The sequence below is a fragment of the Streptomyces sp. NPDC054765 genome, assembly GCF_053612065.1.
This window is the reverse complement of record NZ_JBSHBP010000069.1, coordinates 21,294-40,489: the sequence shown is the minus strand read 5'-3', so window position 1 is coordinate 40,489 and position 19,196 is coordinate 21,294. Positions and strand designations below refer to the sequence as shown.

General features: G+C 68.9%; 13 protein-coding genes and 1 pseudogene. 3 read left to right on the top strand and 11 right to left on the bottom strand.

Translation table 11 applies throughout. The features are described from left to right. On the top strand, window positions 1–324 hold a 324-nt coding region (locus ACWGJY_RS31250), incomplete at its 5' end, for a transposase (RefSeq protein WP_453264231.1). A gap of 40 nt (window positions 325–364) precedes the next feature. Here the strand turns inward: ACWGJY_RS31250 and ACWGJY_RS31245 are convergent. The 5 genes from ACWGJY_RS31245 to ACWGJY_RS31225 form a co-directional block, all read right to left on the bottom strand. Continuing rightward, a complete protein-coding gene (locus ACWGJY_RS31245) occupies window positions 365–1,195 on the bottom strand; it encodes an alpha/beta fold hydrolase (protein ID WP_453264230.1) in 831 nt (276 codons plus the stop codon). Window positions 1,196–1,726: 531 nt separating this feature from the next. Then, window positions 1,727–2,284, bottom strand: coding sequence for a telomere-protecting terminal protein Tpg (gene tpg, locus ACWGJY_RS31240; RefSeq protein WP_453264229.1), 558 nt, complete (start codon window positions 2,282–2,284; stop codon window positions 1,727–1,729). Between the two features lie 139 nt (window positions 2,285–2,423). Next, a complete protein-coding gene (locus ACWGJY_RS31235; protein ID WP_453264228.1) occupies window positions 2,424–2,960 on the bottom strand; it encodes a hypothetical protein in 537 nt (178 codons plus the stop codon). A 588-nt stretch (window positions 2,961–3,548) separates the two neighbouring features. Then, a complete protein-coding gene (locus ACWGJY_RS31230) occupies window positions 3,549–7,781 on the bottom strand; it encodes an nSTAND1 domain-containing NTPase (protein ID WP_453264227.1) in 4,233 nt (1,410 codons plus the stop codon). Window positions 7,782–7,824: 43 nt separating this feature from the next. Continuing rightward, a complete protein-coding gene (locus ACWGJY_RS31225; protein ID WP_453264226.1) occupies window positions 7,825–8,166 on the bottom strand; it encodes a CU044_2847 family protein in 342 nt (113 codons plus the stop codon). Between the two features lie 221 nt (window positions 8,167–8,387). Here ACWGJY_RS31225 and ACWGJY_RS31220 point away from each other — a divergent pair, with 221 nt between their 5' ends. Next, entirely contained in the window at window positions 8,388–8,621 is a 234-nt protein-coding gene (locus ACWGJY_RS31220) for a DUF6087 family protein (protein ID WP_453264225.1), read from the top strand. Window positions 8,622–8,630: 9 nt separating this feature from the next. On the opposite strand, the gene ACWGJY_RS31215 is transcribed toward ACWGJY_RS31220, so the two are convergent. From ACWGJY_RS31215 to tap, 5 genes are all read right to left on the bottom strand, one after another. Further along, on the bottom strand, window positions 8,631–10,940 hold the full coding sequence (locus ACWGJY_RS31215; RefSeq protein WP_453264224.1) for a TniQ family protein: 2,310 nt from the start codon (window positions 10,938–10,940) through the stop codon (window positions 8,631–8,633). Continuing rightward, on the bottom strand, window positions 10,937–12,067 hold the full coding sequence (locus tag ACWGJY_RS31210) for an AAA family ATPase (RefSeq protein WP_453264223.1): 1,131 nt from the start codon (window positions 12,065–12,067) through the stop codon (window positions 10,937–10,939). Before ACWGJY_RS31210 ends, ACWGJY_RS31215 begins: the two co-directional genes overlap by 4 nt. After that, on the bottom strand, window positions 12,064–14,193 hold the full coding sequence (locus tag ACWGJY_RS31205) for a Mu transposase C-terminal domain-containing protein (RefSeq protein WP_453264222.1): 2,130 nt from the start codon (window positions 14,191–14,193) through the stop codon (window positions 12,064–12,066). Before ACWGJY_RS31205 ends, ACWGJY_RS31210 begins: the two co-directional genes overlap by 4 nt. After that, window positions 14,190–14,972: a TnsA-like heteromeric transposase endonuclease subunit gene (locus tag ACWGJY_RS31200; RefSeq protein WP_453264221.1), complete on the bottom strand. Its 783-nt coding sequence runs from the start codon at window positions 14,970–14,972 to the stop codon at window positions 14,190–14,192. Before ACWGJY_RS31200 ends, ACWGJY_RS31205 begins: the two co-directional genes overlap by 4 nt. Before the next feature lie 189 nt (window positions 14,973–15,161). Then, the gene (gene tap / locus ACWGJY_RS31195; RefSeq protein WP_453264220.1) at window positions 15,162–17,336 is read right to left on the bottom strand and encodes a telomere-associated protein Tap; all 2,175 of its coding nucleotides are present in this window, start codon (window positions 17,334–17,336) and stop codon (window positions 15,162–15,164) included. Between the two features lie 738 nt (window positions 17,337–18,074). Here tap and ACWGJY_RS31190 point away from each other — a divergent pair. Further along, window positions 18,075–18,311, top strand: a pseudogene (locus tag ACWGJY_RS31190) (short-chain dehydrogenase); the annotation flags it as partial. A gap of 45 nt (window positions 18,312–18,356) precedes the next feature. On the opposite strand, the gene ACWGJY_RS31185 reads toward ACWGJY_RS31190, so the two are convergent. Next, window positions 18,357–19,091, bottom strand: a complete 735-nt coding sequence (locus ACWGJY_RS31185) for a dienelactone hydrolase family protein (protein WP_453264219.1) — start codon at window positions 19,089–19,091, stop codon at window positions 18,357–18,359. Window positions 19,092–19,196: the final 105 nt, after the last annotated feature.

Genomic DNA, 19,196 nt, shown 5'->3' with positions numbered 1-19,196 from the left:
CTGCACGGGGCGATCTTCCACAGCGACAACGGGGCGCAGTACGCCTCGAAAGAGTTCGCCCAGGTCTGCGAGGACCTCGGTGTGATCAGATCGCGCGGCGCGGTGGGCACCAGCGCGGACAACGCCGCCGCGGAATCGCTGAACGCATCCCTGAAACGGGAGACGCTGCAGGGGAAGAAGCGGTGGAACAGGGCGCACGAGGCCCGGCTCGCGGTCTTCCGCTGGGCGACCCGCTACAACACCCGAAGGAGGCATTCCCGCCTCGGTCAGATCAGCCCGACCGCCTTCGAGCAACGATCAACTACGCTGGCCACTGCCGCATGACAACCGGTGTCCACGATCAAGGGTCAAGGCCCCAGGACGATCAGGCCGCCGTCGTCGTCTGCATGACAAACGTGTCTGCGATCTGCGCAACCCACTCCGGATTCTCAAGCGGCGGGTAATGCCCGATGTCAGGCACCCGCAGCAACTGTGCCACCGAGCCCATTTCCGCGACCGTGTCATCGACCAGCTGATCCTGCACGAAGAAATCGTCGGTGCCCTGCACGAGCAGGACCGGGCACCGCACATCGCCGAGCCGGCCGCGCAGATCGTGGGAAGCCCACGCCTGACCGTCGCACTGCCCGGCCTGCTGGGCAGTGCTGCGCTGAAGCCACCGAAGCTCGGCTTCCTGCCCGGATGTCAGCTTCTTGCTCGCCGAGGCCACCGCCGCATACTCGAGGTGATCCGTCCAGCCGGCATCGGGCGGGCTCGTCCGACCTGCCAGCAACGCAGCAGCCTCGGCCGACAGCGGTGTCCACGACGCTGCTTGCATCGCGACGACCCCTCGATAGCTGTCTCCATGGTGAGCGGCAAGATCCAGTGCTGTCAGGCCTCCGACAGAGGCTCCGAGTACAAACGGCGAGATTCCAGGCAGCACCGTGCGCACGAACGCGTGCACGAACTCGGCGTGGTCGTGAATAGAAGTCCCCGGCTGCCACTGCGCCGGGTAGGAACGGCAGTGCCCGGGAAGATCGGGGGCGATCGCGCGGTATCCGCGTTCAGCGAGCAACGGCAGAAGGTGCCTGTAGACCCGAGAGTCGGTGGCCCCGGGGTGAATGCACACGATCGGGATGCCTTCCCCAGCCTCGTCGAAGTAGGTGCGTGCACCGTTGACCGCGACATAGCGGCCCGTGATCGGTTCGAAGTTCGTCATTGCTCAAGTCCTTGCTGACCACGTACAGAGATCTTTAGCCGTGCGGTAGCGGCCTGGCGCCAGCATCCCTCATGAGATCCCTGTAAAGCAATCTGGGATCTCAGATTGCGTCCGCAGCTGATCCACGAAGCCCCGTCGAATCGGATAGACGGCACGCTTGGCCGTAACGGCTCCTGGGTGCCCGACCCGCCACGGACAGCGCGCGGCCGGCCCGCGGCCCGGCCGACGCGGGCGGCGCCTTGTCCGCGGGCCAGCCGCGGACAGGAACCAGCGGACCAAACACTCAGCCAGAGGTCTTCGTGGTACTCAGTTGGCGATGCTGGCCGGGTGGACCCGGATCTTCTCGTCGTAGGGGCCGGCCAGCTTCGGCGTTTCCCAGGGTGGTGTCAACCACCAAGATCAGGTGTCACCTATCCCGAAATGTCGCCGTTCTTCGCGGACAGATGCTCGCTGCCGCCAACTCAAGCGCTCATCCGCCAAGTGAAGCGCTCCGTCACACGTGGGTTCCAGGGCCTCACGCATGACACCTGATCAGAAGTCCAGGTCCACATAGTCGATGTCGGTGAAATCGACCAGGAGGCCGTCGGCGCGGCGCCCGCGGTCCTTGAAATAGATCTCCTGCAGACCCTCGGCGGCGATGTTGCGCAGTTGCTGCTCGGTAGCGCCGGCGGCCTGGGCGTCGAAAAGCCGGGCGGCGTAGGCGGGCGGGAGGTGCTGGGTGATCAGCCTGATCCGGCCGTCGTCCGTTGTTCCAGGGGCGGCGCTGAATCCGAATCGGGCCCGGGTCTCGATGGTGATCCCGCCGGTCTGTGCGGCGCGGCGCCGGGCCTTCTCGCGCACCTTGGGCTGCCAGCGTCTGCGGACCTCGCGCTCCATGCGGGCGGCGAGCTCTTTGCGGGGCCGCTTGATCTGGTCTTTGACGTACCGCTCGACGGTGCGCTGGGAGACGCCAAGGAGCTGCGCGACGGCGTTGGTGGAGCCCTTGTGCTGCTTGACCAGGAACCGCATCTGCGGGCCGGCGGATTTCGGGATCGGGCGGGTGGTGTTGGCGGCTGCGGCCTTCTCCAGGCTGTCGCCGAGGATGCCCACGGGAGCTCCTACTCTCCGTCGAGTGCGGCGTCGTGTAGGTTCGCGCTGCCCTTGTCATAACCGGCCGCGCTTACCTGCTGCTTGGGCTGCAGTCTCATCAGATGTCCCACGGCTTCCGTCTCAGTTCGGTGGCATTTCTTCATGCCACATCGTCCTGCTGGTCCTCATCGGCCTTCCAGGTCTGGTCGAACCAGGTGATGAAGTCCATCACGGTGCCGACGCGGGCGATGCGCTCGTGGATGGCTCGTTGGTCGTGTCCCGGGAGGAAGTCGCCGCGCTCGATCGGTTTGCCGCAGCCGCAGCTGCACTTCCGGTTGTCCAGGGAGGACTTGAAGTAGGTGATGGGGTTCTGCTGGGCGCCGTTCGGGGCGGGTTTGCCGACGTAGTGGTCGTACACCGGGTGCCCGGGTCCGAGGATGCGCCCTTCGAAGGCCCGCCGGCCGTCGGGGGTGTCGACGACCCGGTCGATCTCCATGGCCTGCCTGATGATGGCGTCTCCGCTGACGACGGCGAACCGCTCTCGTTCGAGGCGTTCGCCGGGCATCACCCAGGTTCCCCGGGCGATGTCGTGAAGCTGCTGGTCGGACAGCCCTTCGACCCATCCGATCTGGGACCGCGCGAAAGCATCTTTGCGTGGGTCGATCGACCTGCGTCTGCCCAGCGTGATCTGGATCATCGCGCCTCCCTGAGACCGCCTCTTAACGGGGTTGATGTGTCTAAGCCACCCGAGAGACGGCAGACCATCAGTCTCCCTTAAAGCAAGGTCTCATGGTATACCTCCGAGGAACGCAAGGCGCCTTGGGCGGGGGCCGTCACTCTCCCCGCCCCAGGCGCCTGAAGGGCCCGGTCAGGGCCTGGGCAGCGGCAGACCGGGCATCTGCGGGTGCCGCAGGTGCTACCCGCCGTCGTACACGTGCAGGGTGAAGGTCTCCGGGCCCTGCACACCATCACGCTCATCCGGATGCGGCTGGACCTGCGACCAAGACGTAGGTCGCTCGCCGCCGCGTCGCCGAGGGCAAGACCACACGCAACGCGCAACGCTGCCTCAAGCGAGCCATCTGCCGACAACTCCTCAAGATCCTCGAACGCTCCGGCCGAAACACCGGAACGAAAGCCGAGGAGCTCCCTCAAGCTGCTTGACGCGATATAGCAGCCTCGGCCAGGGCGTTGCCGCGCCGGTTCGAGTGACGTACCCGCGGCTGCTCGACCTTGGGCCGGGGCTGCGAAGCTGGCCGCCAAGCCTTGGGCGGCCCTGTTTTCCGGGTCAGCAGGTCCTGCGGTAGGGGACGTCGGGGATGTGGGCTTTCCATTCCTGCTCGGTGAGGGAGCCGCTCTTGGTGCAGAGGTCCCGGATCAACTTCGCAGGCGTTACGGCGTGTGTGAGGAATCTGCCGTCCTGGTCCACGCTGGTCAGCGTCGAACCGTCGGGTGCGAAGGTGACCGCGACCACCGAGCCCAAGGGGTCCAGGGTGCCCGTGAACGGAGGGCCGAGCTGACTGTGGGTGCGGCTGTCCCACACGGCGATCTGTGCCTGCTCGCCCAGGTCGTGGTGCACCGTGGCGAACAGGCGGCCGTCGGGCGAGACGGCGACGGTGTGGCCGGACTCGGTGGACACCGCCCCGGTGCGCAGGTCTTCCCCTGCGGGCAGCAGGGTTCGGGCGTCCAAGGTCCTGAGGTACGGCTGGAATCCCTGCGGATAGGAGTAGACCGTTGAGCCGTCGTCGCTGATGGCGTTCATCTGCAGGTTCCCGGCGCTCTTGGTGATGATGCGGCCGGATGGGAACGCGACCCGCCCGAAGTTGGGCGCGGCGATCACGGAGGTGCCGCTGGGGTCGAAGAGGACTGCTGATCCGTTGCCGTCGTGACCGAGCTTCGCGCGTATGTCCCGGATCCGGCGCATGGTGGTCAGGTCCCAGAACCTGAGCGCGTTGGTTCCGTCGGGCATTACTACCTGGGCTGCGAACGACTGGTTGTCGGGTGAGAAGGCGAATTCCTGCAGCGCCCCGCTGCGCTGTTTCCAGTCGAGGGGAGTGGGGAGAGTTCCGAGCTTTTTCTTCTTGGACAGGTCCCAGATCTCGACTTTGGGGATGCTGCTCTGGACGGCGAGGAGGCGTCCGTCGGGGCTGAGGGTGGGGTTGTCCGCCGTCGGGCCTGGACTGGGGATGGTGGCCCGTTTGGTGTGTGTCAGTGGGGACCAGATCTCGATGTTGCTGCTGTTGAGGAGCGCAAGGGTACGCCGGTCGGCGCTGACCGCGCTCTCCGTGTAGAACTTGCCTGTGCCTTTGGGTGCTTTGGTGACTGTGGTGATGTCGAGTGAACGGACGGCCCCGTCGATGCCGACGCATCGCAGTTCGGAGTCGTCGGCTGTGAAGAGGAGGCCGTTGTCGCTGAAGCACTCGCTGTCGGTGGTCGAGTAGTGCATGAGGGGCTTCGTCTGGCCGAGAGAGGCCGTTTCCCAGATGACGCCGCCTTGGGCGAGGTACCGGCTGTCCTGGCTGAAGTGGAGGGGGTACAGCGCGGGGTCGTCTCCCCCGGTGAGCTCTGTGTCCCAGTAGCCCTCTGCACGGTGGTACACGCGGACCTTCCCGTCCTTCGCGTTCAGGGCGGCGAGTTTGCCGTCCGGGCTGAAGACGACTGGGCCGGGAAATTCCTTGGTGCTCAGCTTGAAGTCAGGAACGGGGATCTTCTTCTTCGTCCGGGTGTCGTACCAGGTGAACGGCTGTCCCTTGCCGTTGGGGTAAGGGAGGGAGAGTATGCGTTCGTCCGGTGAGAACGAGGTGTTCCAGACGGGAAAGCTGCCTCCGGTCGTGGTGATGATCTTCTTGGCCGTACGGGTGTCCCAGATCGCCATGGTGGGCTTCGTGTCGGCGTCGATTCCCTCGGTCCGCAGATAGGTGCCGTGAGGGCTGAGCGCCACTCTCGGCTGGAGCACGTCTCTGCCGCTGGGGTAGGTGTGCGTGCCGAGGGGGCGGGCGTTGGTGGCATCGAGCAGGCGGGTCTTGCCGTCCTCGGTGCTCACGGCGGCCGTCCTGCCGTCGGCAGACAGCGTGACGTAGCGAACCTTGGACCGGGCGTTGTAGTGGCCGGTCTGTCTGTGGGTGTCGACGTTCCAGATGCCGACGCGGGTGCCGTCGGCGGCGATGAGGGTGTGCCCGGTCTCGTCGAGGGTGGCGGTCGACACGACAGGGCCGGGAAACTTGAGGACCTCGTCTTCCTGCTGGTTGTTCAGGGTGAACAGTGCGGACCGCGACTCGGGGGTATCTCCGAGGCGGGCGGAGGCCACCGCCAGTCGGCGCGCGAGCTGGGGGTCGGTGCGGCGGAGCGACTCGGCGGTGCCGGCCACCTGAGCAGAGGCCGCGCGGTCGCGCTGACCGGCGACGATCTGTCGCTGTTGGAACGCGACGCCGGCGGCGATCAGGGCGAGGGCCAGTGCCGTGGCGAGGAAGACGTTGATGCGTTTGGTGCGGCGCAACTGTGAGAGCTGATGCTGCCGACTGGCTTCCAGCAGCACGATGATCTCGTCCGGGAACGGGCGCTGATCCGCCCATTCCTCTCCCTCCGCGAGGAGGGAGCCGTTCAGCAGGTCTCCGGGAAGCCCGCTCTGCGCGTGGCTGGCCTGCTGGTCGGTGGCGCGCTGCAGCCAGACCTGGAACTGGCGGTCCTCGGCGACCCAGTCACGCAGGTCGGCCCAGCCGCGAATCAGCGCATCGTGGATGAGTTCCGCTGCCGGCTCTCCAGGGGGCTCGCCGACGGGTGTGGTGGCGCCATCGGTGGTGATGATGCGGTAGCGGGTGAGCGCCGCGATGGCGTCGTCGAAGGCGCCGTCGGTGTCGGAGCCGGGACCTCTCGGGTCGGCGGCCAGGGCGCGCAGGCGTGTGAGGGGGACTCGCTGGCGGGTGGCAGGGATGCCGCCGGCCTCGTCGGCGGGCCGCACCAGTGCGGTGAGGATCCGGCGGGCGGTGGGTTGTTGGCCTGCGGGCAGTTGGCCGAGGGCGTGGTTGCACGAGTGCGAAAGGCTGCCCGTGACCTTGCCCATCTGCTTGTAGGCCTCGTGGGTGAGGCGGCCGTCGTTGTCGCGGCGCAACCACAGCTGGCGCAGGGCCAGTTGCAGAGGTGGGAGCAGCGTGACCGGTGCCTGCCGTGCCATCGGGTCGATGTCCAGGATGTCGTCGACGATCCGGTCCGCGAGGTCGGGCGCGAGAGGCAGGCCGACGGCGGCGGCAGGCCGCGTGATGATCTCTTGCAGGTCGCGGCGGTTCAGCGTCTCGGGGACGTTGCACAGTCCGGGCAGGGCGACGTCCATCAGGTCGGGGGCGAGGGTGCTGAGGGGAGCGTAGAAGTCATTGCGCATGACCAGGAGCACGGTCACGGCGGTGTGGGACCTGCTCAGCTCCATGAGCTGGTCGATGGCTCGCAGACGTCGGTCCTCAGAGTGTGTCTGCGAAGGCCCGGCCGGCTGGGTGAGGAGTTCCTCGAACTGGTCGATGACCAGGAGCAGATGGTCGTGGTCCGGGTCGCCGTCGAGGCGGGCCCGCGCCGCGCTCGTCAGGCCTTCGGCCACCGTGCCGGGCAGCCCGGAGTCCTCCAGCTCGGTGAGGAGGTCCTGGCCGGGGCGGGCGCGCAGGGCCAGCCAGCGGTCGCTGCCCGGAATGTCCCCCCTGGTTAGGGCGGGCAGCACGCCCGCGTTGACCAGTGAGGACTTTCCCGCCCCTGAGGGGCCGAGCAGCATGAGCAGCCGGTTTCCCCTCAGTGCCGCAATTACGCGCTCCACTGCGGCCTCGCGGCCGTGGAACCAGTCGGCTTGTTTGTCGGTGAACGGCTCCAGTCCCAGATAGGGACATGCCGTGTCCTCGGCCAACTCAGGCCGGACGTCCCGCAGTACCTCGGCCGGGGTGGCGTAGGCGGTGCCAAGCCCTTTCAGATACGGGTCAGGGGAGGCGATGGAGGTGACCATGCCGATCGTCAGCCCGGTCAACTCGTCCACGACCGGTCCGCCGCTGAATCCGGTGGTGAGGTCGTTGGCCTTCGTCAGCTGGAGCAGTCGTCCCGTGGCACCACCCCCGAGCAGCAGGTCGCCGGCCTCTCCGTACCCGAAGCGGCCACCCGGCGGCGCCTGGGAGGGAAATCCGTACGAGAAGACCCGGTGTCCGCGGGAGCCCGCGCTCGCGCCCACGGGCATGCCTTGGGCCCCGGACGGCACTGATTGGAGACGGAGCACGGCGACGTCGTCCGCCTCCGGCGCCCGCCATTGCTCGGCGACCACCACCGCCATGACCCGCGGAGTGTCCGGCAGGCGGGGAAAGAGCACCTCCACCTGCCCCCCGGGGTGCCGCCCCGCGGCGTCGACGACATGCGCGCAGGTGAAGCCGGTCCCGTCCTCGGTGAGGAAGCCTGCCCCGGCGATGCCGCCGTCCGGCGCGAGAACCTGGAAGATGCCGTTGTGGACGGCTGGTTCACCTGAGCCGGCAAGGCTGTTCGCGTCGCTTCGGGAGGTCATCAGGCGGCCGCTTCGGCCCGGTGCCGACGCGCCCCCCGCTTCTTCACGGTGCGTCCTGCCCGGAGTCACCGCGCTCCCACACTATGCGGACCTTGAGGTGGAGGGCCGCCTCCCCGGCCGTAATGACCGCACCGGCCTTCGCCGACAGGTTCACCCCGAACTCCACCTCCACCTCCCGGGGCCCCGCCTGCCTCAGCTGGTCCAGCACTGCCCGTGCCGTCTCGCGTACGGGGACGAGCGACTCGTGCAGGGTCCGGGGCAGTTCGCGCACCGCGTCGCCGACCCGACCCGCTTTGACCGGCCCGTCGAACTCCGGTGCGCCTTCCACCTCTTCCAGTAGAATCGCCCCGCCGCCTTCCAGCGGCATCCGCGCAAGAGCGGGCACTGTCCTACCTCCTTGGGACCTCTACAACGGATCTGATCCATTTAACCGGAAAACGTCTCCCGTCGGCCGCTGGTCTCTCTGCTTCCTCAGAGACCGCCACATACGGATCAGGCGATTCCGTGAGCTGGTTCGTGGGTCAGAAGTTCCGCCCAGCGACGCCCCGTCCGCCTCTGGGCCGAGGCGGTCCAGGTCCATGACCGGGTCGGCTGGCCGTCCCTCGCGTGGACGCCGACGACCCGCTCACCGCGTACCACGAGCGGCGCCGCCCGCCGATGGACATCTACCGCCGTCACCGTCCGGTGCACGGCGGCGCCGGCCACCTCCGCCCTGACGAGCCAAGGGTCCTGGAGGAGTGGGACGACTTCACCTATCAGGTGGTCGGCACGGCATCGAACCTCGCCGAGGCCCAGCACTGGGTTGCTGAGCTGGCGCTCGACGACGACCCCGCCGCGTGACGCGGCAGGTCACCCCTTCCGGGCGGGCCCGCGACCGGGCATGTCATGCCGTCGGCCCAGGTAGCTGATCATCCCGAGCGAGAAGCCAGTCTCCTCGGCAAGCTCGCGGCAGGTGCGTCCGGCGGCCCGTTGATCGCGGAGCCAGCCGAGATCGACCTGGCGCCACCGGGTCGCTTTGCCCTCGCGGCTCATGCCGTACTCGCGGACCAGGACCTTGATGGCCTCCTCGTTCACGCCGACGTGCTGCGCGATCCACTTCAGCGGGCGGTACTCCTCGAGGTAGAGGCGGGCGAACGTGTCCCTGGGGAGCGCGGCGCGAGCACGGCGAATGGTCGCTCCTCTCTCCCACATCGCGGATTCTTTCGGGGGTGCCGGCTGCTCCTGCAGGACGAAGCGGACGGCGTCGTGGCTGACGCCCAGGCTGCGGGCCGCCCCGGCTGTCGTCAGGGATTCCTCCCGGATGAGGCGGTGCAGCGCGTGGAGGTCGATGTCCCCAAGGTCGCACCCGGGCAGCTCGAGAACGTCGATGATGTCCGTCGGCGGCTGCCAGGTGAGGGGCTCGTCGTGGATTCCCTGCCGGGCGAGGAACTCGCGTGAGTGCTCTTCGAGTTGGCTCACCAGTGCGGGGGTGAGATCTGTTTCGAAGGTTCGCAGCATGGTCCGCAGCTCCGTGGTGGCGGGCGCGTAGGCGGCCGGGGCGAGGGTTGCCGGAAGTCCGCTGATCCGCTCGAACAGCAGCGCTCGGGCGAACTGGTGCCGCCGCACGCCGCCGGCCTCGAATTCGACATCCCGGCAGAGCTGTGTCCAGGCATCCAGGGGCAGCAGATCGCGGTAGTCGGTCGCGCGGCGGCGGTCGTAGTCGATCGGTGATCCCTCCTGGTCGAGATAGTCCGCCAGCACGGACAGGCCGCGACTGATCGCCTTGAAGTGCCCCCGCTTCGTGAGCCGGTGCGCCATGTGGGAACCGAGCCGGTCTTCCGCCGGGGACCGGAGGATCCGGGTCGCTGTGGTGAAGTCCCCTCGCGCGCCGCCGATGAGCAGGAGGTAGCACGACAGGGCCGGGCGGATGGTGCGCGACAAGGCCCCGCTCGAAGGACTCAGCCGCGCTGACCACGCCGGCCAGAGCTGCGTCGGGATCCAGCGGGCCCGCGCGGCGACCCGGGCTGAGGCCGAAGGGTCGGGCCTGCGGGGAAACCGGTCCGCGGTGCGGTAGCGCAGCTGGTCGCTGTGTTTGATCCGGGGCGCCAGTGCCGCGAGGTGGATCGCGTCGAAGACCTCGCTGGCGTGACGCCACCGGTGTGCGACCTTGAGCGGCATGGTGCCGTCGGTGTCGCTGATCAGGTGGCGAAGGGCGGCTCCGGACGCATGTGCATCGTCGTGCCCGAGGATGTGCAGGGCTGCGCTGACGGCGAGGGCGGTGGTCGCGGCTCGCCGTGGGGCCAGGCGGCCCGGCAGGGTCTCCTCGGCGGGGTCGAAGGGCTGCCGTTGTTCGGGCCCGAGGTGCTGATGAGCCAGCAGGATCTCGGGTGGGACGAAGTCCACCAGCCGCTCAGGGACGCGGCGAAGGAGGATGCAGGCCAGGGCCCGAAGGTCACCGAACAGCGCGAGACTGGGCTGGGGCTTTTCCTGGTAGACGCCGAAGTCCGCCTGCCCGGAGGCGATCGCGTTGTTGATGAGTTTCTGGGCCGCGATCACCAGCCCCTGCCCGGTCAGCTCGATGGCGTCGGCCTCCTCGAGTGGCTGACCGCAACGCGCTGCCCGCGAGGCATCGTCCTGCGCCGGGCTGTGGCAGTGCCCCGGAACAAGCGGATGCCTGGTGGTCGCGGGGAAGTGCCGTGGCGTACGGCTGCAGCGCGGGCAGGCGTCGACCAGCAGCAAATGGTGATCCAGGCAGGCGAAGGACCAGCCGAGTCTCCAGCTCAGCAGCCATCTCCCGCCGTTCTCGGCCAGGCAGGCCGGGCAGTAGCGGGAACCGCGGGCCCGTCCCCAGACATGCCGCGCCGCGACCCGGCGCCGCCCAGGATCGATCACGTGGACCCGCCGGTCGTAGCGAGCCAGGGTCATCGCGTGCGCCTCCGCCGGGGTGACGCCGGCCGACCAGGCGGCCCTCGCCGCCTGGTCCTGATCGAGGAGAGTGACGAGGTGGCCCAGAATGCCCGAGCTCACCGGCCGGGACGGGCTGCGCGGCAGCAGGCCCATCGCGGACAGAACGTCGCCGGTGTTGGTGCCCAGCCGGTGGGCGATCGCCTCCCACCAGGAGTCGAGCGCCTCGCCCGGATGCGGGGCCAGGCGGATCGGCAGGGTCCGCGCGTGCGTCACCGGCGAACCGCCTTCTGACCGGTTCGTCGAGAACGCTGGCCCTTCAGGAGATTGCGTACGTCGTCCTGCGCCAGGTGGGCCGCCTGGTCGATCTTGACACGGCTGAGCAGGTCCTCGTCGAGACGCTCAACGCCGATGCGGACGGCCCGCTGACAGCCGCGGTTGATGAGCGTCATCAGCGAGCCGATGTGGCCACTGGAGCGGATGAAGAGGTAGTCGAACAGGTCGTCGGCAAGCATGCCCCGGTACTTCTCCCTGAGCACCAGGCGCTTCTCCAAGGCCAGCAACAGCTGCCGCCACTCAGCCCGTCCCTGATCACTCTTGAGCTCGAAGGAGCGCATGTCCAGGCGGGTCGTGCGCCGGCCCGTCTGGGCCAGCACCGCGTTGTCGTAGGTCTCGCCCTCTGAGAACAGGCCGCGCGCGGCCAGGCCGACGCCGACGAACAGCAAGGTGACCGGGAACTCGTTCGCGATGTACTTGAAGTGGTTGCTCACCTCGACGCCGCCGGTCGCCCTCCATCGGAGGAAGTGCAGATCGTCGACGATCAAGAGCTTCACATCACACGAGAGCACGCAGTCCAGGGCGCGCTGGGCGAACTGGGCCGTGGTGCCGGTGGTGCGTCCGGGGTGGCCGAAGAACTCCAGCATCGCCCGGTTGAAGTCCTTCATCCCGGTGTTGCCGGTCAGGCCCACCCGGCAGACGGGCAGCCGTTCGTGCCCGCCGGCGGTGAACGCGCCGCCCTCGGCGATCTCCCGGCGGTGGAAGTCCCGGGCGAAGGCCAGCACCGCGGTGGTTTTGCCGAGCCCGGGGAAGGCGTCCACCGCGACGGCGCCCTTGGCCTTGTCGCCGTCCTGGGCGTTGCTGTCGACGATGTCCCACAAGTCCTCGTGCAGCTCGGCCAGCTGCGGCGTGCGCAGCGGACCGAGGTTCGCGTGCCACAGTCGCCGGGCCCGGTCGTACTCGGCCCGCGCCCGCTCCCCCAGCGCCAAGTAGTCGCTGCGCGCCAGCAGTTCGGGCTGGATACGCGCCTCCGTACCGGCGAACGCCGTCCAGCCCTCCTTGCGTGACAGGGTCAGCGCGTCCAGGCGGTGAGCGTCTCCGGGCGTCCACGTCCCGTCGCTGTTCACGCGTCCTCCAGGGCGTCGGTGTAGAAGTCGCTGTCGTCTTCCAGGTCGACCAGCTCGGCGTCCTCGGCCACGTCGTCGTCGCCCGCCTCGGGTGCGGCCTCGGCCGCGGGCTGCGGCTCCGGCGTGTCGGTCAGTTCCATCAGGCGCCTCACGCTCGGCAGCGTGGCGACGCTCTCCTCGGCCTCGGGAACGTCAAGGGCGGCCTGTTCCCGGGCGAGCCGCAGCGCCATGCGGCGTTCGACCAGCGTGGTGCCCAGGCCGAGGTTCCACCGCTCGAACAGGTCGCGGACCGCGGCCTTGTCGTCCGGGAACCGGTCACGGGCCGCGGCCAGGCGGCGCGCGAACTGCAGTGCCTCCTCGCTCACCGGCATGTCCCGGCCCGGTGCGTGCTCCCAGGCCAGCGCGTGCCACCTGCGGCTCGCGGGATCGCGGAAGTAGACCGTGTTGATGTCGTCCGGGTTCACCGCGATCGGCCACTTACCGTCCCGCTCATCGCTGGGCAGCCCACGGTAGGGGTCCAGGGCCGGGCCGTTGTAGCGGCGTGCGTCGAGATCGATGCCGTAGTGCTGGATCTTCCGCCGCTCCACTCGCAGGAACTCGAACGCCAGGTCCGGATCGCGCGGGACCTCGATGTAGCCGGCCCTCGCCAGTCCGTGCTCGAGCATCGCCACCGGCGACATCCGCAGTCCCGGCACCCCGGGATCGATCAGAGAAGTGTGTGGCCTCACGTGATACACGCAGGCCACCCACTCGCGGATGATCGCCTCAAGTTCGTGGAGGAAGAAGAACGCGTCCCCCTCCGGACGCTCTCCGCGCGAGTGCAGGTCGGGCCCTTTGTAGCCGGGCAGGCCCTGCAGCAGGTCCTCGCGCAGGGTCAGAAAAAATCTCTCCAGCGGGCCCTTGTCCCGGCCCGTCCGCAGCCGGGCCGGCTGCACCGAGACCCCCAACCGGCGACAGACGCTGGTCAGATGCTCCGACACGAACACCTTGCCGTGGTCGACCAGCACCGTCTCCGGCACCAGCGCGGGCGACGCCGCTGAACGCATCGGCCCCTCCAACGCCGTGACGTCGATCAGCACCGAGCGCGGGATGCCGTGCTCGGGCCAGAGGGCGTGCGCCGGCCAGTCCGCTCCCGCGGGCCGGGGCCGAAACGCCTGGTAGAAGGCGACGCTGGCGTCCACCGCCTTCGTCAACACCGGGGTGATCCTGATCCCGCAGATGCAGCGGGTGTACCAGTCCATCGCGACCGTCAGCTCCGCCTGCAGCCATTGCAGCGTGACCGGGTCCAGGGCAAACACGTCCAGGCGGTTGGTGTCCATCAGCAGGTACTCGCCCGGCCGGGTCGGCCGCAGCTTCCCGTAGACCCCGCCGGGCCGGGCGGCAATGTCCCGGTTGCGCTTCGTACTCAGCCGGAACGTCGGATGGCGCCGCTCCAGATCCTCCAAGAGGCGATAGGCCGTCGCCCGGCTGGGCAGGTCCTCCTCCTCGAATCCCCTGGCCAGCAGCCTGGCCCGAGTCCGCTCGATGACCATCTTGCGCGACGGCTTGGACTGGCCCGTGTGCTCGACCATCACCTCCAGCGCCGTCTCCGACCACGGCTCCGCATTCCGGTGCCCGGACCGCGGCCCGCTGCGGGCCGGCACCAGTCCCGCCTCGCCGTCCCGGCGGAAGGCCGAGGCCCAGCGCTTGACTGTGCGCGCGGCCACCTCGAGCTCGGCCGCCTTCGCCGCGTACCGGCTCTCCATCGACTCGCCCGCCGTGTAGGCGGCGCGGGGCTCCCCCACGGCCGCCAACTCCTCGCTGCCGCTGCGGAATCCGGTGAGCACCTCCCTCACGTGCGCGGCCCGCTCCAGCACCCGCTCGCGCTCAGCCGCGTCCAACTGGTCCAGCACCACCGCGGCCACGTCCTGCGGGTCGTCGGATGCCGGTCCGGGCCCGTCCGGGATGATGCGGGCGCGGTCGGAGAGCAGCAGTTCCTTGACGGCCAGCCGCAGCAGCCGCCCCCGCCCGTCCTTGAGGACCACCTCGCCGCCGGCCTGCGTGCTGGCGAGCTCCACCACCTCGACGATCTCGCCGTCGTAGGAGAAGCGACTCCCCACTCCCACGCGCACCGCGGCCCGGCTCACGACGCGCTCCTCAGCACGCTGCGGGCACTGAGCGGAACGCTCAGGTCGGTCAACCACTGCTGTTTCCACAGGAGATGCAACACCGCGGCGCGCACCAGGGGCGCCGGACGTCCCGGCAGGCAGGCGAACGCCTCCCCCAGCGTCTCTCCGTACGCGACCCGGTCGCGTACATCGTCGAGCATGGCCGGGTCGAGCAGTGGCTCCGAGGGCGGCTCCTCGTCCACCGCCTCGTCGTGTATCTCCTCGAGCGGGTCCGGCTCGAACAGCCAGTCGCGGCGGTAGCCCGCCAGGAACCGGACGTTGGCCAGCTCAGCGTCCGGCGGTTCGCTCCACACCTCGTAGCGCCAGCCGCGGGACTCGACCGCCTCGCGGGTCCAGGCGAAGGTGAACGCGTGCTCCGGCCTGGCCGCACGGTGGCGCGGCTTGACGTCCACCACCAGCGGGCCCGTCGTGGTGGCCAGCAAGTAGTCCGGGATGTGCCGGCGCAGCGCGCCGTCCACTTCGGCCCTCAGCAAGAAGGGCTGGGCCACGATCGCCGTCACGTCCCGGTCGAAGTCCGCGTAGAGCAGCCTCGCCAGCTCCAGCCGCGACTCGTAGATCACGTGATCCGACTGCGTACTCGACCAGTACGAGCCCGAGTAGTGCTTCTGCCCCATGTACCAGCGGAACGTTCGCCACGGCTCGGCCGCGCACAGCATCTTCAGCGGCGCCGACTCCCAGGCGAGGCCCTCGCGCACCTCGTCCTCGGCGAGCCGTATACACACCTCTACATCCACCATCCGCCTCCAGTGCCCGTGTAACTGACCTTGATCCGCAGGACAGTTACACGGGCACTGGAGTACGAACGGCCACACGCACTTTCGATCACCCGAAAGGGTGATCATTCCGAGCCGGGTATTCTCAGCAGCGCGTCATAAGTGCTACTCAGAAGTCATCGCTCGCGAGAACATGATGCGGATTCTGAGTACCTACACGTCGGTGCCCTTGATGTGGCGGGCGGGGTTGTGTCCTTCATCGAGCATCTGCACGGCCCACAGCATGTCCTGGGTGCCTTCGTGCTTGACCATGCCGGGCGAGACGCCGAGCCGGAAACTGCCGGGGGCCGGCTTGCCGTCGGAGGTGTGCGGCAGGAAGTCCAGCGGGCTGGGTCCGCCGGAAAGGTAGACGGCGCAGTCGGACAGCAGCGCGACCGGGACAAGCGCGTCCTGGTCGAGCATCAGATTCCCTGACGGCGCCGGGGTCTGCTGGGTGGCGAGTGCCGTTTTGAGGATCTTGCGGTGCATGTTGATGCGGGCCGCGGAGATGACGGCGGCACGGATGTCGGGGCGCCAGGTCGGGCGCTCCAGCGCCGGCCAGCATTCGCCGAACCGGTGCTTGATGCTCTTCGGTCGCTCGCGCAGCTTGCCGATGCCGCCCTTGACCGTCGACTTGATGGCGGAGAGCACCGCGGCGAGGGCCAGGTCAGTGACCTTGTGGTGCTCCATCGCCGCAAGGAACTCGGCCTCCGACAAGCCGGGGGTGATGCCGAGGTCGGCCATCGTCGCCTTGTACGCCTCGCCGATGCGTTTGTACCAGGGGTCCAGGTACGGGCCGGACTCGGTGCGGATCCACGCCTCCTCGGGCCGGATCCGGGCCGGCAGGCGGTAGGTGTCGATGAGTTCCTGGGCGTAGGCCACGGTCGGTGTCGCGTACCAGGCCGGGCCGTCCGGCCGTACTCCGTGCGGTGTGAAGGGGTTGGGCAGGCGCGGGTCGAGCTCAATGCCGGACAGGTCCACCAGCCACGAGCCCGGCGTCTTCTTGTCGAAGGTCGGCGCCTTGACATGGACCGGCGCCGAGAGGCCGACGACCAGCCTGTTCGCGGCGGCGAGGAATGCGGTGTTGACGTCGATGCCGACCGCGTGGGGGCGGGTGCATTCGGCGTCGGTGAGCAGCTGCGGGTCACGGATCCACTCATACGCCTCCTCGTCCAGGACCTCGCCCGGGGTGCGCTGATGGCCGCGGGGGAAGAGGGCGGCAGCGACCGGGTGCTCATCGGGGGCCTCCACCGGCGCCGGGTCGACCGCTTCGGTGAGCGAGCCGGGCATCGGGCCGGAGACCCAGCTGCCGGTGGACTCGTCCTTGACTGCCCGGGTCGGTGGACGCAGCGCAATCATGGTCTCCAGACCGGAGACGGCGGTCGAGCCGCGCGGGGTGATGACGCGGGAGGCGTAGGTGCCGAGCACGCGGGCGATGTCGGCAGGCTCCAGCTGGTCGGTACTCCCCCACGAGCGGGCATCGAGCGCACCCCAGGGCAGGACGGCCAGCTGTACGCACTGGCGCCGGCCGCCCTCGGCGGGCCGGTAGATGCGAGGCCACGGCCCGAACCCGCGCTTGGTCAGCTGCCACTTCGCGCGGGCGAGCTGCTTGAGCACCTTGTGGTCCTCCGGCAGGCGCAGCCCACGACGGTCCTCCAACCGTTCGGGCAGACCCAGCCGTTCGGCGGCCGCGGCGGTCAGCACGATCAGCGGGTCGGCGTCCTTGCCCGACGGGTGCAACCTGGACGCGCCCAACTGCGCCTCGGACAGGGTCCAGTCGACCAAGGCCGGGACGGTCTTGGCCGGGCAGTCCAGGACCAGACCGCCCACGCAGTACAGCGAGCCGTCCCCATCCAGCACGCCGAGCGGGCCGTTGACGAACCTCTCATCGACAGCAGCCGGCGCCACCGGGGGCTTCGAGACGGCTTTCTTCACGGCCGGACGACGCGGCATCGACGGCCTGGTCGTGCTCGCCGGTCGCGCGGGTTCCGAAGCCGGCACGGGCGCAGCGGAGGGCCGGGCCGGTTCGTCCGGCGTCAGCTCCGGCGCGGGCGGCTGCTCCGCAGGGCCGGTGTGCGCCTCGGGTCCCGGTGCGGTCGGGGCCGGGTACTTGACCGCCCAGCCTTCCAGCAGCCGCTGATACGCCTGCAAACGCGGCGGCCGCGGCTCACTGCGGCCGTTCTCCCAGTTCTTTACCGTCTGCGTGGTCGACTTCAGAACCTGGGCCAGGCGGGCCTGAGTGACACCGGCAGCCTCCCGGAGCCTGGACCGCTCCGCCGGCGGCGGCAACTGCGGCTCCCCCTCCAGCAGCGCATCAACCGCCGCGAACAACTCTTCCTCGGTGGACACACATCACCTCCACGCCCAATCCTAGCATGAAGTTACCCCTGAGTTTATCCTCAATTTTACCCACGTGGGAAAGCCGCCCCACCACAACAGCAACCACCCCACCCCGCACCCCGCACCCCGCACCCCGCACCCCGCAGGCAGGCCACCGCGCATCCCCGCTGACGCCCACCTACTGGTGTCCTGAGTCGGGTTGAGATCTTCTGTTTTCGCATTCCGGCCCGGGACCGGGTACCGGCCCGGCAGAAGGCTGGGGTGACTCGCCCTGAAAGGACTGATGCCGAATGGGAGTTCATCGCACCGCATGTTCCGGCCGGGGAGTTCAGCCCCTATCCGGAGCATCTGCAAGATGGCTTCGTTCACTTTCAGCAGCAGCGTTTGTCCGGCACTTTGGGCAGCAGCTGGAGGTCGACGGCTTTGCGAATGTTCACGAGAAATGACGTCAGTGCATGGGACGGCCCGCCGCCAGTGAGGGCGGCGGGCCGTTGAGAGGGAACCGCGGCTTGATGCTGGAGCATCCGAAACGAGAACTGACGCTACGCGGTAGCCGTGCAGGTCGGAGCGGTACGGCCAGGTGTCGTTCGGGGTGTGCAGGGTGGTTCCGCAGACAGTGCGGTAATACGGGCAAGTCGCTCTGGCGGAGCCGGACACGACACGGTCAGGGCCCGCAGGGCGATGCGGCAGGAGCGGGCCGTGTCGGGATGGGGACCCCGGCCAGAAAGGGGTCGGCCGAGTTCGGCGCGGACACCCGGCGGCGGTGCTGGCGTCAACACCTCGAGCATCGGCAGCCGCCGCGCGAACCCCGCCCTCCCCGCTTACGGCGCCATGAAGCGCGCTCAACAGCATCACCGGGACCGCGGCCGTGACCTGGGGCCGTCAGGGAATCTGAGTGATCTGAGTGAACGGCATCATCTCCGTGGCGGCACCGCCACGGAGATGATCGACGCGTGGGAGGCGGTGTCCCCGGGCATCATCGAGGACCCCGGATCCGTGTACTTCAGGGTCGGTGTCCAAGCTGGAGCCTCAGCTGTTGGCCAGGGTGCGTTCGAGGAGGGAGAGCAGGCGGTCCCAGTGACGCTGCAGTGCGGAGGGGTTGAAGGCATCGGTGTCGGACATGGTGAACCCGTGGTTGGTGCCGGGGTAGATCTCGGAGGTGTAGCCGACCCCCGCTGCGTCCAGGGCCTGGTTGAGTTCGCCGAGGGCCTCGGGCGTCATGTCGCCTTCGGCGTGGCCGAGGTGGACCTGGGCGGTTAGCTTGGCGAGGCTGTCGGGCCCGTCGGCGCCCACGGGGCCGTGGAATCCGGCGACCGCAGCCACCTGTCCGGGGTGGGCCACGGCGGTACGCATCGCCAGGAGACCGCCTATGCAGTAGCCGGTCACCCCGACCGGTCCGGCGCCGACCTCGGGCTGGGTGGTGAGGAACCTGAGGTAGGCGTCGGCGTCGCTCAGGACACGTTCGCCGGTGTGCGCCTCGATCAAGGGCATCAGCCGGGCGAAGACCGCGGGCCGGATCTCTTCTCCGATGTGGTCGGGAAGTTCGATCACCGGTGCCGGGCCGTTCCGGTAGAAGAGGTTGGGGACGAGCACGTAGTACCCGTGCCCGGCCAGTTCGCGGGCCATCTCCCGCAGCACGGGCCGGATGCCGAAGCCGTCCGCGTACATCAGCACCCCTGGGTACCGCTCACCGCCGTCGGGGAAGGCAGCGAAAGCGTCGGCCTGGCCGTCCGCGGTGGGAATGTGCAGCGTCTTGGTGGGCATGAGTTCTCCTGTCGTGGTTGACGTGTCGAGCTGTGATCAACACGACAGGAGGCGGAGCCCGCGCAGCAGCGCCGGATCCTCGATCCAACAGCGGGCCAGCATCGG